The sequence below is a fragment of the Halochromatium sp. NSM3 genome (genome assembly GCF_059621085.1).
On the sequence record NZ_JCAQIA010000025.1, the window covers coordinates 1 to 15,064 of the forward strand.

The window sequence follows — 15,064 nt, forward strand, 5'->3', positions numbered from 1 at the left end:
CTGTAACCGCCACGGATCAGCCAAGCGCGCAGCGACTCGAAGACCAGCCGTTCCTTCATCGCGTTGATATAGGTCATGGCCGCAAGCAAGAACAGGAACAGCTCGGCAAACTCCATGATGTTGTGGTGCACCGCGTCCGCCACAGCGTGCGAGTCGCCGCTATGGCCGGTGTAGAAGTAGGCGATCAGCACCCAGATCATACCGGCCGCCAACACCACCGGTTTCGACTTGCGCAGGTGCGTGAACTCCTCGGCCATGACCAGCACGTAGGCGATGGCGAAGATGACAAGCGCCGTATAGCCGACCCAGTTGCCGGTCAGGTCAATAGGGTTGGACGCGTCGGACGCCAGCGCGAGCGACGAAAGCGACAATAGCAGCAGGCCAAACGCGACCTTGAGTGCGGGATGGTGCATGGAGGAGACTCCTTGACGGCTGAGTCGCGTTAGTCGTTACCCTGATAGTATTTTGCCAGCTCGGTCTCCGAGAGGCGGGTCAGGCTGTCGCGCGGAAAGGCGCTGATCAATTCCCAGGCGAGGTTGAGCGTCGCCTCGATACTGCGATCCTCGGCCTCGCCTTGGCCGACGAAGCGCTTGTCGAAAGCGTCGGCGAATGTCAGGTAGCGGCGGTCGCGCTCGGAGAGTTCATCGGCGCCAATGATGCTCGCCAGGTTCCGGGTCTCGAGCGCGCGCGCGTAGAGCGCGTAGAGCTGCGCCGCGACCTTGGGATGATCCTCGCGCGTGTCGTCCTTGCCGATACCGTCCTTCATCAACCTTGAGAGACTCGGCGAGATGTGCACGGGCGGGTAGATGCCCTGATTGTGCAATTCGCGCGAGAGCACGATCTGCCCCTCGGTGATGTAGCCGGTCAGGTCCGGGATCGGATGGGTGATGTCGTCCGATGGCATGCTGACGACCGGCATCATGGTGATCGACCCATGACGCTCGTGGATGCGTCCGCAACGCTCGTAGATCTCGGCCAGGTCGGAGTAGAGATAGCCCGGATAGCCCTTGCGCGCCGGCACGTCGCCCTTGGCGGTCGCGACCTCGCGCAGCGCCTCGGCGTAGTAGGTCATGTCGGTCATGACGACGAGCACATGGCGATCGAGGTCATAGGCCAGATACTCGGCCACGGTCAGCGCGGTGCGCGGCAGCGTCAGGCGCTCGACCGGCGGGTCATCGGCCAAGTTGACGAACATCACCACGTTGCGCAACACGCCTGAACTCGCGAACTCGTCACGGAAGAACTTGGCGTCGGCATAGCTCACGCCCATCGCCGCGAAGACGATCGAGAAGCTCGAGTCCTCATCCTTGAGCTTGGCCTGACGCACGATCTGCGCCGCGAGCCGGTTGTGGGGGAGGCCCGAGCCCGAGAAGATTGGTAGTTTTTGCCCGCGCACCAGCGAATTCAGCCCGTCGATGGTCGAGATGCCGGTCTGGATGAACTCGCGCGGATAGCTGCGCGCGGCGGGGTTGATGGCCGCGCCACCGACCGCGCGGCGGATGTGGGAGAGGATCGGCGGGCGGCCATCGCGCGGCTCGCCGAGGCCGTTGAGTTCGCGCCCGAGGATCTCGGGGGAGAGCGCGATCTCGACCGGCTCATCGAGGAAGCGCACCCAGACCGCCTCTAGGTCCAGATCATCGGTGCCCTCGAAGACCAGGATCATCACCTCCTCGTTGGAAGCCCGGATTACCTGGCCATCGCGGGTTCCGCCGCGCCCATCACTAATGCGAACACGGTCGCCGAAGGCGACCCCGGGCGTATCGCGGACCAGGATCAGCCCGCCGCGAACCTCGCTGGCGGTGCGGTATTCTTTGATGCTCATGACAGGCGGTGAGTGCTGCTAGGGACGGGATTCCAAACGGAGAGGGCGCGCTCAGTCATCGTTGTGCCGCTTCGCATATTCGAGTCGGATCGCCTCGAAGGCATCCTCGATCTCGCGCGCGAGATCGGTGATGCTCGACACCTGGTCGCTGTTGTACATCGACTTGCAGCGCCGTGCCTTGGCCAACTGCGGCAGGTCTTGCAGGTGGCTCACCGGCACGCCCAGCTCGATCAGGGTCATGCCCTTGTCGTAGATCGATAGGGTCAGGTCGAGCAGCGCGAATTGCTTCTGCGGCGAACAGAAGGTGTCGACCTCGTCGAGCGCGCTTTGCTGGAGCACACCCTCCTTGATCAGCGAGGCCCCCTCGAGCTGCCAGCGTTGTGCGTCCGAGAGCGCCTCGGGACCGACCAGGTTGACGATGCGCGAGAGTTCGGCATCGCGCGCGAGCAGTGCCAGCGCCTCGGTGCGGTGTGCCTCCCAGCGCCGATCGACCTCCTTGTGCCACCACTCGGCGGCGGCGTGGACATGGGCCGAGAAGCTGGTGACCCAGTCGATGCTCGGATAATGCCGCGCGTCGGCCAGCTCCTTGGACAGCGCCCAGAAGGTCTCGATGATGTCCTTGGTATGACTGGTGACCGGCTCCGAGAAGTCGCCACCTGGAGGCGAAACGGCGCCGATCAGGGTCACCGAACCGGGGCCGGCATCATAGGTCTCGACGCGACCGGCGCGCTCATAGACCGCAGCCAGACGCGATGACAGATAGGCCGGATAACCTTCCTCGACCGGCATCTGCCCGAGCCGCCCGGAGACCTCGCGCAGGGCCTCGGCCCAGCGGCTGGTGGAGTCGGCGAGCATGACCACATCGTAGCCCATATCGCGATAGTACTCGGCCATGGTCAGGCCGACGTAGATCGAGGCTTCGCGCGCCACCACCGGCATGTTCGAGGTGTTGGCCACCAGCAGCGTCTTCTCCATCAGCTTGCGGCCGGTGTAGGGGTCCTCGAGCTGCGGGAAGCTCTCGAGCACGTCGACCAGCTCGTTGCCGCGCTCGCCGCAGCCGACGTAGATGACGATATCGGCGTTGGACCAGCGCGCGATCTGCTGCTGCACCACGGTCTTGCCGGCGCCAAAGGGACCAGGCACCGCGCCCTTGCCGCCCTTGAGCTGCGGGAAAAAGCTGTCGATCACGCGCTGACCGGTGATCAGCGGCGAGATGCCGTCATCACGACGTAAATAGGGACGCGGCTTGCGTACCGGCCAGCGGTGGAACAGCTTCAAGCGATGGCTGTGCCCCTGGCGGTCGCGCAGATGGCCGATGGTCGCTTCGATCTCGTAGTCGCCGGCGGGCGCAAGCTCGGTCAGCTCGCCCTCGAGCCCAGGTGGTACCAGGATCTTGTGCAGGATGGTCTCGGTCTCTTGCACGCTCCCGAGCACGCTGCCGGGTCCGATCGGCTTGCCGGGCTCGAGTTCCGGGTTCGGCTCGAATTCCCATTGGCGCTCGCGGTCCAGTCCTGGCAAGGCCAGTCCGCGGCGGATGTAATCGCCGGACTGCAGCGCAATCTTCTCCAGCGGGCGCTGGATGCCATCGAAGATGCCGCCGAGCAGACCGGGGCCGAGTTCGACCGACAGTGGCCAGCCGAGCCCCACCGCCGGTTCGCCGGGGCGCACGCCGTCGGTGCTCTCATAGGTCTGCACCGTGGCCTCGCGGCCATTCAGCGAGATGACCTCGCCGACCAGTCCCAGCTCACCGATCTTGACCTGCTCGCCACTGCGGATACCCGGGAGATCGATGGTGACGATCGGCCCGTTGATGACCCGGACAAAGCCTTGGTTGTTGCGCTCGCTCATCGGCATCAGCCCCCGAAGATACTGCCGGTTTCGAAGCCGCTCGGGACCAGCCGCTCCAGGATGACTTGCTGTAGACGCGACCGCAAGCGTGCCAGGCGTCCCTCGAAGGTATTGTCGACCCGGATACGCCCGTCGTTGCTCTCGACCAACACGCCGCCAAGGGTCTCGATCGGTTCATCACCCAGTTTGGCTTGGGTGCTGTTGGGGAGCGCGGCCACGACCTCGGCCCAGTGCGCCTTGAGCAGTTTCAGATCGGCGCTGTTGGCGCGCACCTCGACCTCCGCGCGCTCGATCTCGGTGAGGGCGGTGGCGATAAAGGCCGTCAAGGTCTTCAGATAGGCTTCGCTATCCTTGATATGCGCGCGCATCTGATCGGCGAGACGGGCCTCCACATCCCGCACCAGATTCCAGCGCACCAAGTCGAGCTGGCTTTGGAGCTTCAGCTCCTCGGCTTGGACCTGCTGGCGGTAGGCGCGCTCGCCTAGGGTCTTGGCGATCGCCTCCTCGCGTTGTTCGCGCAGGCGCAGTTTCTCCGCCGCCTCGCGCAGGATGGTGTCGCGTGCGCGTTGCGCGCGCTCGCGATATTCCGTGGCCAGGCGCTCGGCGCGGGCCAGGATGGCGTTCTCGAGCTGGTCTGCTTGGGTCACGTCGAGTCCTTGGTCGCGGTCGGTTGCAGAAGATTGGCGCCGCCGAACATGCTCGCGAGCCGCTCCGCCACCTCACTGCCGAGCCGGGGCGGCGCGGCCAGCGGCGGAACGGCCACGACGACGATGCGCCCACCTTCGCGGCGGACCCGTTTCAGGTGCTCGACCTCCATGCGCATCACTGCGTCATCGACGATCACGAAGGCCTTCTCGCGCGCGGCGAGCAGTTCGCGAAACACCCGATCGACCTCGTTGGGGGCTGGATTCGGATGCGTCTCGAAGCCGATCACACTGAAGCCCTCGGCGAGGCTGTCATCGCCGAGAAAGAGCATGCGCGTCGGCGGCGGCTCGGCCTGCGCGGCATCGGCCGCAGCGCTTGATGCGCTTGATGGGATCTCGCTCATCGGCGGTACTATCGGGTCAACGGCGGCTAGGGTGGGTACTCAGATGCGATTCAACAGCAGGATCGAGATGACCAGGCCGTAGATGGCGATACCCTCGGCAAGACCAAGATAGATCAGCGAGCGGCCGAGATTTTCCGGCTTCTCGGTGATGGCGGCAAGCGAGGCGGCGCCGATGGGGCCGACGGCGATGCCAGCGCCAATCGTTGAGAGCGCAGTCGGGATACCGGCGCCAATAATGGCAAGGCCCATTCCGGTGCTGATCTCGAGTATCTCAACAGCCTCGGTGGCCTCCTGAGCAAGGACGTCATTGACGCCGAGGAGGAGCAGCCCGAGCTGCGCACCAACAAACACCAAGAGTTGCGTACCCATCGCTGGCTTGGTCCAGCGCGGCAGCCGCAGTGGGCTTCCAGCCGGGCGCATCTCAAGCGCGATGCCTGTGATAATCAGACCGGCAATGGCGAAGGACATCAGTACAACGAGCCAGTACATGGGTGGGTTCCTCAAGGGGTCGATAAATGAATGGATATGGAGTGAGGGCGGATTTGGAACGGAGACTGCGGCCCTGTCTTGCGTCAACTGGAACCGGCTGGTCGGCGGCGCAGTCTCAGCGGTGCAAACTCATGACCGTCGCCGGAGAAGTAACGCGAGAAGCCTTCGTAATATTGTAAGCGCATGACCTGGATCATCACGATACCGCCTTCGAGCACGATGACGAAGACGTTACCAAGAATCACGGTGATGAGGTGGCCGGCGGGGCCCATCATGCCCGCAAGCGTCAGGACCGCGAGCGAGAGCGCGGCATGGTTGAGGCTGAAGGCGGCGACGCGCAGGAACGAGAGCGTGTTCGAGGTGTAACCGATGACGGTTTCCAGTGTTTCGATGAACACCACGAGGATCTTTTCACCGATCGGGGCCTGCATGTGGGACCAGGCGTAGCCGGCGAGCGCCATCAGCGCGCCGATCACCAGCACCAAGGGTGCGGTGCCGAAGCTGCTGCTGGTGGCGATACCCACCGCGCCCCAGATCAGGGCTAGATAGAACACCAGATTGATCAGGCCATGATGGCCAAACACCGCTGCGGCGAGATCCTTGACCGCGAGTCGGTTGTAGATCGCCAGTCCGCAAGCCACGGCGATGAATAGCACGCCATAGCCGAGCGCAATCTGCAACATCAGGATCGGGTGATGGATCGGGCTCTTCCAGAGCGCCGGCAGGATCTCCTCGTAGCCGAAGAGGCTGCCGTAGAGGACGCCAAAGAAGATTGATGAGAAGCCAGCCATGACGCCGAAGCGGTAGAAATCGCCGAGCTTGGCGCGGAACGCCCAGGCCACGCCAGCGATCACCGCGCCCTGGCCGATATCGCCGAACATCGAGCCGAACATCAGCAGGAAGGTCAGCGCGAACAGCGGCGTCGGATCGACCTCGCCATATTGCGGGATGCCGTATTGCTTGACCAACATCGCGAACGGTGCGAGCAGGTGATGGCTAGCCGGCACCGTCGGCACCAGCGCGCGCTCGGCGGGCCGTGGGTCGCGGTGCTCGAACTCGAACGGCAGTGCCAGGCTGGCGCGCAGGCGTGCCTCGAGTTCGGCCACGGCGCGCGCCGGCACCCAACCGCAAACCACGGCGAGATGGCCAGCGCTGCGGATCGAGGGATCGAGGGTGACGAAAGGCGCGGCCATCAGCAGGGCTTGCCGCGCCGAACGGAGAAAGTCGCGATGCGCCTGCTCCCAGGCCGCGACCTCGGCGCTGAGGGCATCGCGCTCGGCCTGCAGCCGCTCATGCTCGGCGGTCAGCTCATCGTACTTGTGCTCTGGGCTGACGTCCTCGAGCCCGGCTGGGATCGGCAGGGGTTGAAAGCTCGCCGAGCTGAGCACCGAGGCGAGCTGGCCCTCTTTCTCACCGCGTGGTCCGACGATGACCACATGGGTGCTTTGGTCGCGTTCCAGATAGGTGAAGAGCAGGTGGTCAGCCAGGGTCACCGCGCCCTCTAGACGAGGGACGTTCTCGCGCGGCACCACGCCGACATAGAAGTCGAGGAAACGGGTCTTGTTGCGCAGCGCGCCGAGGTCGATCTTCAGATTGCTGAAGTTCTCCAGCGACGCCTGCTGTTCGCGCACGAAACGATCCTGCTCGTCGATGCGCCGGAAGCCCTCCTCGAAGCGTGAGGCCTCGGCCCAGCGCTCATTGAGCTGTTCATTGATCGCGCGCAGCTCCTCGCGCTCGATCACCCGCACCTCGTCGAGATCCGGCGCTGCGTCGACCGGCACTACCTTGGCGATCTTCTCGAGCCGGCCATGCGCCTGCTGATAGATCTCGCGGTAGTCGCGGCCCGGGATGCCGCTCAGCAGCTGCTCCTCTGGCGGCCGCATGTCCGGGTGAAAGCTCTCGGTTTCCGCCAGGCTCAGCGAGGCCTGCGGCAGATCGTCGGTGATCACCAACAGCCTGACATGCTTCATCGGCAGCGGGCGCAGCCTGATCTCCCGCCAGAGTTCGGCTGACAGCAGTTGTCGCCAAGCGCGGGCGAGCTGGGCGGCGGCGCTTCTCAGGGCTGGGCCGGCCTGCGCGGCCGCAGCCTTGGCCTGGGGCTTGGCCTTCGCCCATAGCGCCCGCGCCAGTGCCCATACCAGAGCCCAGACCGCTCGCAGTCGCTGCTTGAAGGCCGTTGTGAGCTGTTGTCTCGTGCTTGACATCGGGGACGGTTGCGCTCGGGTTGCCAATCGGAGGTGCTAGGCCAGGCGTGCCATCATGCGGCGGACTGCAGCGGCTGTGGGCAATTCGGTGGCTGCGCCTCGACGGCGATCTCCACGAGTTCGCGTGGCAGGCCGAGCAGTTGCCCTTGGATCAAGGAGAAGAGCATGAGCACGCCATGCTCGCGCAAAATCAGATAGGCGAGAGCGCGCGCAACGCCGGACTGGCCCTTGGCCAGGATACGCCGGGACTCCTGGGTGACATGGCCGCCAAGGCGCTGTTGCACCTCGATCAGGCTCTGACTGCCAGCCAGCGCGGTATGCAGCGGTTCCGGTAGCGCGGCGATGATCTCCTCGAAGCTGTCGAGGTTGACCAGCGCGAACAAGCGGTCGCGATGCAGCAGGCGCACCGAGGGCACCAGCTGATAAAAGGTTTCGCTCGGCGAGAGGCCGTAGGAGAAGCGGAAGCGCAACAGCCACAGCAGGCCGACGCGATCGAGCACCGCACCCAGCAATTGCTTCAGCTCGTCCTGGCTGCTGTCGTGTACCTGTTGCAGTCGACGCGCCATCTCCGCGTAGTAGCGCTGATCGAGCGCTGCCTCGAGGGCGAAGGGTTCGCGTTTCCGTTCGAATACCTCGCGTCCTTGTTTCGCGATCAGGCTGTAAGGGCCTTGCTCCAGCTTGCGCAGCAGTTCGAGCACACCCTCGGCCTGAAACAGATCCTGTTGTGGCAGGCGCACATGCTCCGGCAACTCGTACAGGTTGGCGCGGATCTCGGCCGGGTTCAATTCGTAGAGCTTGCCGCGCAGCAGGGTCTTGAGGTTGAAGAGTGCATACTTGCGACCCCAGGCCAAAATCAGCCCGGCTTCGGCGGCATTCATCGGGCGGATCAGGATCCGCAGCTCGTTGAGCAGGCTGTTGATCAGGGCCTGCTTGACGCTGCGGCTCTTGGCACGGCGATCGAGCGGCTCTTCCAGCAAGCGTTCGAGCCCGAAGCGTTGGGCCAGCTCCGGTAGTGAGAGGCCACATAGGGCCGTGACCTCATCGGGCGCGATCAGGCGCCCGGCCATCGCCGAGACGCGGGTATGCAGATAGGGCTCGCGTATGCGGCTCATCGCGATCTACAACGCTAGCGCCGCGCGTCAAGGAACAGGGCAAAGGCGGCGTCGAGAGCCTCTTGCTCACGTTCTTCGGCGCTCTCGCGCAGCTGCACATGGCGCTCGTCATAGCGTCGCTTCAGCTCGGCCACGGTCTGCTCGGCGCGCTCTTCGGCCTTGCTGATGAAGCTACGGTGTAGATCGGGGATGCGTGCGGTGAAACGCTCATCGTCGGTGCGCGCATCGCGCATCGCGGACTGAATGATGCGCTCTTGGGCCTGCTCGGCCTCCTGCGCGATCGTCTCGGCCTTCATCTCGGCATCGAGGAGGCGTTTCAGCGTATCGTCCATCGGTGCTTACGGATCAGGTTATTCGGTTTCGGAAAGGAGGCTCGAGGCGCATACCGCAAGCGGAGCCGCAGGGTACCCTAAATCCGTTGCGCTGTTGGCGGCTCATCGCGGTATCGCTTGCGTTGGATCAGCCGGGGGCGCGCGGATCAAATAATGATCTTCTAATAGTCACATGCTGGACAGGCCGCTGCCAAGCAGGGAATATCGTGATTCCCGCCCTGAGGCAACCGCACGCCGCCTAAATGGAAGCAACCAAGAGACCAATGTCTAAACCGCCGATATCAGAACCGCCAGATCAGTTCCCGTCGCGACCGAGTCTTGGTGCGCGTATCCTGGGCGCGGTGCTCCTGTTGTGGAGCCTGGGTCTTGTCTCCTGCCTATCGATCTTCTTCCCGTGACAACTTCCGACCCAAACCAGCCGCCAACCCAGCCACCACCCGAGCAACCGCAACCACTGCTCAATCGGCTTGGTGTGACTGGCCCCGCCGCGCAATGGTTGATGGCCAAGCAGCAGGCGCGGGCATCCACCGCATCCAAGCGTTCGGCTGCCGCCCCGACGCAGCCACGGCCACGCCCCGTCGGTGCCTGGTTGTTGTGGATCTTCTCCAGCCCCTTGTTGTTTGCGGCAGTCAGCGCGTTGATCTTCAGTCGATTGGGCGGGTTTTTCGGTGATGCCGCAGCCTGGGCGCTGGTGGCGCTGGCGGCGCTGCTGACGCGACGGGCCTCGCGGCAACTGCCCGAGGTGGCCGAGCGGCGCCGTTTCAGCCATCGCGGGCGGCGCTGGCAGTTCCCGCTGCGCAACGTCGCGGCGACCTCACTGGCGGCCGGCACCTGTGTTGCCGCAGTGTACGGGGTTGGCTATCCGTTTGGGGTTGGCATCGGCTTCGCGGCCGTGGCCGTGCTCGGTTACCACCTAGCCTATGGGCTCGAGCCGCTGCGGGTCGGCGAGCCCATGAGCGCACAGGACAAGGAATCGCGGGCGGTCATCGAGGCGCTCGCCGAGGCCGAGGATCGGCTCATCACCATTGAGCGTGCCGCCGAGGCGATCGGCAATCGCGAACTCAGCCAACGCCTTGCGCGCATCGCCGAGCTGGGGCGGGGCATCCTCGCGCAGATCGCCGAGCGGCCCTCGGATCTACGCCGGGCTCGGCGCTTCCTCACGGTCTTCCTGGAAGGCGCCGAACAGGTCTCGGACGGCTATGTCCGCACCCATCGTCACGCCGATTCCGCCGAACTCGAGCAAAACTTCCGCACCGTGTTGATCACCATCGAAGAGCAATTCCAGCGCCAACGCGAACATCTGCGCGAGGCCGATATGCTCGACCTCGATGTGCAGATCGAAGTGCTCAAGAAGCAGCTCGATCAGGAGGGCATTCGCTAGCACGCGCCCGTCGGTTTTCAGCGAGAATCCGGGCTTTGATCGATCAGCGAGGAACACAGTGAACACGAACCAGCCAGCGCCGCCGTCGGCCTCACCAGATGCGGTCCCGAGCACCGCGCCAGCACCAGACAACAGCCAAGCCGTGATGACATTGGCCGATGCACCGCCGGCCGAGCAGGCCGAGATCAAGGCCCTGCTAGCCGAACTCGACCTGACCGACAGCAGTGCCATCATGCACTTCGGCGCCAAGGCCCAGCAGCAGTTAACCACGGTGTCCGACCAGATGCTCGAAGGCGTGCGCAGCAAGGACACCGGCGCCGCCGGACAGTCCCTGAGCGAGATGGTCGGCACCCTGCGCGGCTTCGATGTGGAGGGGCTGGACCCGAATGCGAAGCCCGGTTTCTTCAAGCGGTTATTCGGCGCCGGCAAGCCGATCCTGCGCTTTCTGCAGGAATACGAGGCGGTGCGCGATCACATCGATCGGATCACCATGGATCTGGAGCGGCACAAGACCCGGCTGTTGACCGATGTGACCTCACTGGATCGGCTCTACGACGCCAACCTGGATTACTTCCGCGACTTGGAGCACTACATCGCCGCCGGTGAGGCTAAGCTTGCGGAGCTGGATCAGGAGACCATCCCGGCGCTCGCGGCCAAGATCGAACAGTCCGAGGACATGGTGCAGGCGCAACACCTGCGCGATCTGCGCAGCGCGCGCGATGATCTGGAGCGGCGTGTGCACGATCTGCGGCTCACGCGGCAGGTGGCGATGCAGGCGCTGCCGAGCATCCGCCTGGTGCAAGAGAACGACAAGGGACTAATCAACAAGATCAACTCGACGCTGGTCAACACGGTGCCGTTGTGGCGCCAGCAACTGGCGCAGGCGGTGACCATCTATCGCTCCGGGCGCGCCGCCGAGACGGTTAAGGCCGCGACCGACCTGACCAATGAGCTGCTCAAGGCGAATGCGAACAACCTCAAGACCGCCAATGCCGAGGCCAGGCGTCAGATCGAGCGCGGCGTGTTCGACATCGAGACCGTCAAGGAGGCCAACCGCACCCTGATCGAGACCATCGAAGAGAGCCTGCGGATCGCCGACGAGGGCAAACGCGCCCGCGCCACGGCCGGCGCCGAGCTGCAGCAGATGGAAGCCGATCTGCGCAAGACGCTTGCGGCTGCGAGCGCGCCGACAGCTCCACGCAGCTGAGCATTCGCGGCGCTGGCTCGACTCAAGCGGCGATGCCGCGCGCGCGCAGCGTCTTGATCTGATCGCGCAACGCGGCGGCCTGCTCGAATTCGAGATCCTTGGCGGCCTTGTACATCGCTTTTTCCAGGCTCTTGATCTTCTTCGCCATCTGCGCCGGTGTCAGGTTGGCGTACTCGGCCATCTCGTCGGCGACCTTGGCGTAGTCGCCCGCCTGCATCGGCGCTCCTGGTGCATGCGCCTCCATGATATCGGCGACCGCCTTCTTGATCGTTTGCGGCGTGATGCCGTGCGCCGCGTTGTGAGCGATCTGCTTGGCGCGCCGGCGCTCGGTCTCGTCGATGGCGCGGCGCATCGAGCCGGTCCTGTCATCGGCGTAGAGGATGGCCTTGCCATGCGCGTTGCGCGCGGCGCGGCCGATGGTCTGGATCAGCGAGCCCTCGGAGCGTAGGAAGCCCTCCTTGTCGGCATCCAGGATCGCGACCAGCGAGACCTCGGGCATGTCCAGCCCCTCGCGCAGCAGATTGATGCCAACCAGCACATCGAACGCACCGAGGCGCAAATCGCGGATGATCTCAACCCGTTCGACGGTGTCGATATCGGAGTGCAGGTAGCGCACCCGGATGCCGTGCTCGCCGAGATAGTCGGTGAGATCCTCGGCCATGCGCTTGGTCAGCGTGGTCGCCAGCACGCGCTCGTCGGCGGCGGTGCGCAGCCGGATCTCGGAGAGCAGGTCATCGACCTGGGTGCGCGCTGGGCGCACCTCGACCTCGGGGTCGATCAGGCCGGTCGGACGCACCACCTGCTCGACCACGGCGCCGGAGTGCTCGAGTTCGTATTGGCGCGGGGTGGCCGAGACATAGATCGTCTGCGGCCGGCGCGCTTCGAACTCCTCGAAGCGCAGCGGGCGGTTATCGAGCGCCGAGGGCAGCCGGAAGCCATAGTTGACCAGATTCTCCTTGCGCGAGCGGTCGCCGCGAAACATGCCGCCGAGTTGCGGCACGGTGACATGGCTCTCGTCGATGACGATGAGCGCATCTTTCGGCAGGTAATCGAACAGGGTGGGCGGCGGTTCGCCCGGACCGCGGCCCGAGAGATAGCGACTGTAGTTCTCGATCCCCGAGCAGTAACCGACCTCGACCATCATCTCCAGATCGAAGATCGTGCGCTGTTCCAGGCGCTGCGCCTCGACCAGCTTGTCGTGATCGCGCAGCCAGTCGAGCCGATCCTTGAGTTCGACCTTGATCTGCTCGATGGCGTTGAGGATCACCTCGCGCGGGGTCGCATAGTGCGTCTTCGGGAACACCGTGTAGCGGGGCACCTTGCGCGTGGTCTCGCCGGTGAGCGGATCGAACAGCGACAGCGCCTCGATCTCGTCGTCGAACAATTCCACCCGCAGCGCCTCGTCGTCGGACTCGGCCGGATAGATGTCGATCACGTCACCGCGCACCCGATAGCTGCCCCGCGCGAGTTCCAGCTCGTTGCGCCGGTATTGCAGCGCCGCCAGTCGGCGCAGGATCGCGCGCTGATCGATCAGATCACCGCGCGAGAGATGCAAGACCATCTTGAGATAGGCCTCCGGATCACCGAGCCCGTAGATGCTGGAGACGGTCGCGACCAGGATGACATCCGGGCGTTCGAGCAGGGCCTTGGTCGCCGACAGGCGCATCTGCTCGATGTGCTCGTTGATCGAGGCGTCTTTCTCGATGTAGGTATCGGAGGCCGGCACATAGGCCTCGGGCTGATAGTAGTCGTAATAGGAGACGAAGTACTCCACCGCGTTGTGCGGGAAGAACTCGCGCATCTCGCCATAGAGCTGGGCGGCCAGGGTCTTGTTCGGCGCCAGGATCAGCGTTGGACGCTGCACGCGATCGACGACGTTGGCGATGGTGAAGGTCTTGCCGGAGCCGGTCACCCCGAGCAGCGTCATCCCGGCCTCGCCATCGTTCAGCCCCTCGACCAGCCGACGGATCGCCTCCGGTTGATCGCCGGCGGGTTGGAACTGCGAGACGAGTTCTAAGGGACGAGACATCGGATTCAGACCAAGGTGAGAGGATGAAACGAGCGCCGGCTAGGGCGGACGCTGGGCTCGGCGACACGCATCGCGCGGCGAGTGGGGATTCGCTATGATCAGGGCCCAGCCGACGCATGCCAATGCGTTGCGGCCACGTTCCCGATTCTCGGCACGCGGCTTATTCAACGCTCATCCCTTGCCGCCCACCCACTGCGCTATTCGGACCTCAACCAGCGATGACCATCAAGCTCTCCAACCGCGTTCAATCCGTCAAGCCATCGGCCACGCTGGCCATCACCGCGCGCGCGAGGGAGCTGCGCGCGGCGGGCAAGGATGTCATCGGCCTCGGTGCCGGCGAGCCGGATTTCGACACCCCCGATCACATCAAGCAAGCGGCGATCGAAGCGATCGACGCCGGTTTCACCAAGTACACCGCCGTTGATGGCACGCCGGAGTTGAAGCGCGCGATCATCGCCAAGTTCCAACGCGACAACGGCCTCGAGTACGCGCCAGGGCAGATCCTGGTGTCTTGTGGGGGTAAGCAGAGCTTCTACAACCTGGCGCAGGCGGTGCTCGACCCGGGCGACGAGGTGGTGATCCCTGCTCCTTACTGGGTGTCTTATCCCGATATGGTCCTGCTGGCTGGCGCCGCGCCGGTGCTGGTGCAGGCCGGCGCCGAGCAGCAGTTCAAGATCACGCCGAATCAGCTGCGTGGCGCGCTCTCCGAGAAGACGCGTCTGGTGGTGATCAACAGCCCGTCGAATCCAACCGGCATGGCCTACACGGCCGACGAGCTGGCTGCATTGGGTGAGGTGCTGCGCGACTTCCCGCGCGCATTGATCGCCACCGACGACATGTACGAGCACATCCTTTGGCCGGCGCGCGCGCCCTTCGTCAACCTCGTCAACGTCTGTCCGGACCTGCTGCCGCGCACCCTGGTGCTCAATGGCGTCTCCAAGGCTTACTCGATGACCGGCTGGCGCATCGGCTACGCAGGCGGGCCGGAGCCGGTGATCAAGGCGATGAAGACGATCCAGTCGCAGAGCACCTCGAACCCCACCTCGATCTCGCAGGTCGCGGCCCAGGCGGCACTGGAAGGCCCGCAGGCTTGCATCGGCGAGATGCTCACGGCGTTCAAGGAACGCCACGATCTGGTCGTCGAACGCCTGAACGCCATGTCGGGCATCGAGTGCCTGCCCACCGACGGGACCTTCTACGTCTTCCCGAAGGTGCAGGGGCTGATCGACAAGCTCGACGCTGTTCACGATGACCTGGAGCTTGCTGAATATTTGATCGAGCAAGCGGGCGTGGCCCTAGTGCCAGGCTCCGCGTTCGGCTCCCCCGGCTACGCTCGCATTTCCATTGCCACCAGTCGCGAAAATCTCGACCATGCACTGGAGCGGATCGCAGCCGTTGCCGCTTGACGCGAGTCCTTTGCGCAGCCCCCGAAACCACGGACTTGAAGGTGTCGACGAGACCCGCCGAGGTGAGCGCACGGCGGACAGAGAGTGCTTCATCGATCGGTGATCGTTATACTGGGCGATGATCCGATTTTTCGTGCGCTTTGCCGCCGTGTCCGAGCCGACAGCTCTGGCGAGGGCGCCAAAGTA

Annotated in this window: 13 protein-coding genes; 3 read left to right on the forward strand and 10 right to left on the reverse strand. The window is 64.6% G+C overall.

The genetic code is table 11. The features are described from left to right. The 9 genes from nhaD to AC54T3_RS11465 all read right to left on the reverse strand — a co-directional run. The coding region (gene nhaD, locus AC54T3_RS11425) for a sodium:proton antiporter NhaD (protein ID WP_496624828.1) at positions 1–413 on the reverse strand (413 nt) is incomplete at its 3' end. A 29-nt stretch (positions 414–442) separates the two neighbouring features. Continuing rightward, on the reverse strand, positions 443–1,822 hold the full coding sequence (locus AC54T3_RS11430) for a V-type ATP synthase subunit B (protein ID WP_496624830.1): 1,380 nt from the start codon (positions 1,820–1,822) through the stop codon (positions 443–445). A 51-nt stretch (positions 1,823–1,873) separates the two neighbouring features. Beyond that, complete coding sequence (locus tag AC54T3_RS11435) at positions 1,874–3,670, reverse strand: V-type ATP synthase subunit A (RefSeq protein ID WP_496624831.1); 1,797 nt, start codon at positions 3,668–3,670, stop codon at positions 1,874–1,876. Between the two features lie 5 nt (positions 3,671–3,675). Beyond that, complete coding sequence (locus tag AC54T3_RS11440; protein ID WP_496624833.1) at positions 3,676–4,317, reverse strand: V-type ATP synthase subunit E; 642 nt, start codon at positions 4,315–4,317, stop codon at positions 3,676–3,678. After that, positions 4,314–4,718, reverse strand: coding sequence for a V-type ATP synthase subunit F (locus AC54T3_RS11445; protein ID WP_496624834.1), 405 nt, complete (start codon positions 4,716–4,718; stop codon positions 4,314–4,316). Before AC54T3_RS11445 ends, AC54T3_RS11440 begins: the two co-directional genes overlap by 4 nt. A gap of 39 nt (positions 4,719–4,757) precedes the next feature. Then, positions 4,758–5,207, reverse strand: a complete 450-nt coding sequence (locus AC54T3_RS11450) for an ATP synthase subunit C (protein WP_496624835.1) — start codon at positions 5,205–5,207, stop codon at positions 4,758–4,760. 83 nt (positions 5,208–5,290) lie between these two features. Then, positions 5,291–7,411, reverse strand: coding sequence for a V-type ATP synthase subunit I (locus AC54T3_RS11455; RefSeq protein ID WP_496624837.1), 2,121 nt, complete (start codon positions 7,409–7,411; stop codon positions 5,291–5,293). 53 nt (positions 7,412–7,464) lie between these two features. Next, complete coding sequence (locus tag AC54T3_RS11460; RefSeq protein WP_496624838.1) at positions 7,465–8,523, reverse strand: V0D/AC39 family V-type ATPase subunit; 1,059 nt, start codon at positions 8,521–8,523, stop codon at positions 7,465–7,467. Positions 8,524–8,537: 14 nt separating this feature from the next. Further along, entirely contained in the window at positions 8,538–8,855 is a 318-nt protein-coding gene (locus tag AC54T3_RS11465) for an ATPase (RefSeq protein WP_496624839.1), read from the reverse strand. A 394-nt stretch (positions 8,856–9,249) separates the two neighbouring features. On the opposite strand from AC54T3_RS11465, the gene AC54T3_RS11470 reads away from it, so the two are divergent. Both AC54T3_RS11470 and AC54T3_RS11475 read left to right on the forward strand, forming a co-directional pair. Continuing rightward, the gene (locus AC54T3_RS11470; protein WP_496624841.1) at positions 9,250–10,236 is read left to right on the forward strand and encodes a 5-bromo-4-chloroindolyl phosphate hydrolysis family protein; all 987 of its coding nucleotides are present in this window, start codon (positions 9,250–9,252) and stop codon (positions 10,234–10,236) included. Positions 10,237–10,294: 58 nt separating this feature from the next. Beyond that, positions 10,295–11,443 (forward strand): toxic anion resistance protein, encoded by a 1,149-nt coding sequence (locus AC54T3_RS11475; RefSeq protein WP_496624842.1) that lies wholly within the window; start codon positions 10,295–10,297, stop codon positions 11,441–11,443. A gap of 22 nt (positions 11,444–11,465) precedes the next feature. On the opposite strand, the gene uvrB is transcribed toward AC54T3_RS11475, so the two are convergent. Beyond that, entirely contained in the window at positions 11,466–13,472 is a 2,007-nt protein-coding gene (gene uvrB, locus AC54T3_RS11480; RefSeq protein ID WP_496624843.1) for an excinuclease ABC subunit UvrB, read from the reverse strand. Between the two features lie 218 nt (positions 13,473–13,690). Here uvrB and AC54T3_RS11485 point away from each other — a divergent pair, with 218 nt between their 5' ends. Then, a complete protein-coding gene (locus tag AC54T3_RS11485) occupies positions 13,691–14,878 on the forward strand; it encodes a pyridoxal phosphate-dependent aminotransferase (protein ID WP_496624845.1) in 1,188 nt (395 codons plus the stop codon). Positions 14,879–15,064 lie beyond the last annotated feature (186 nt).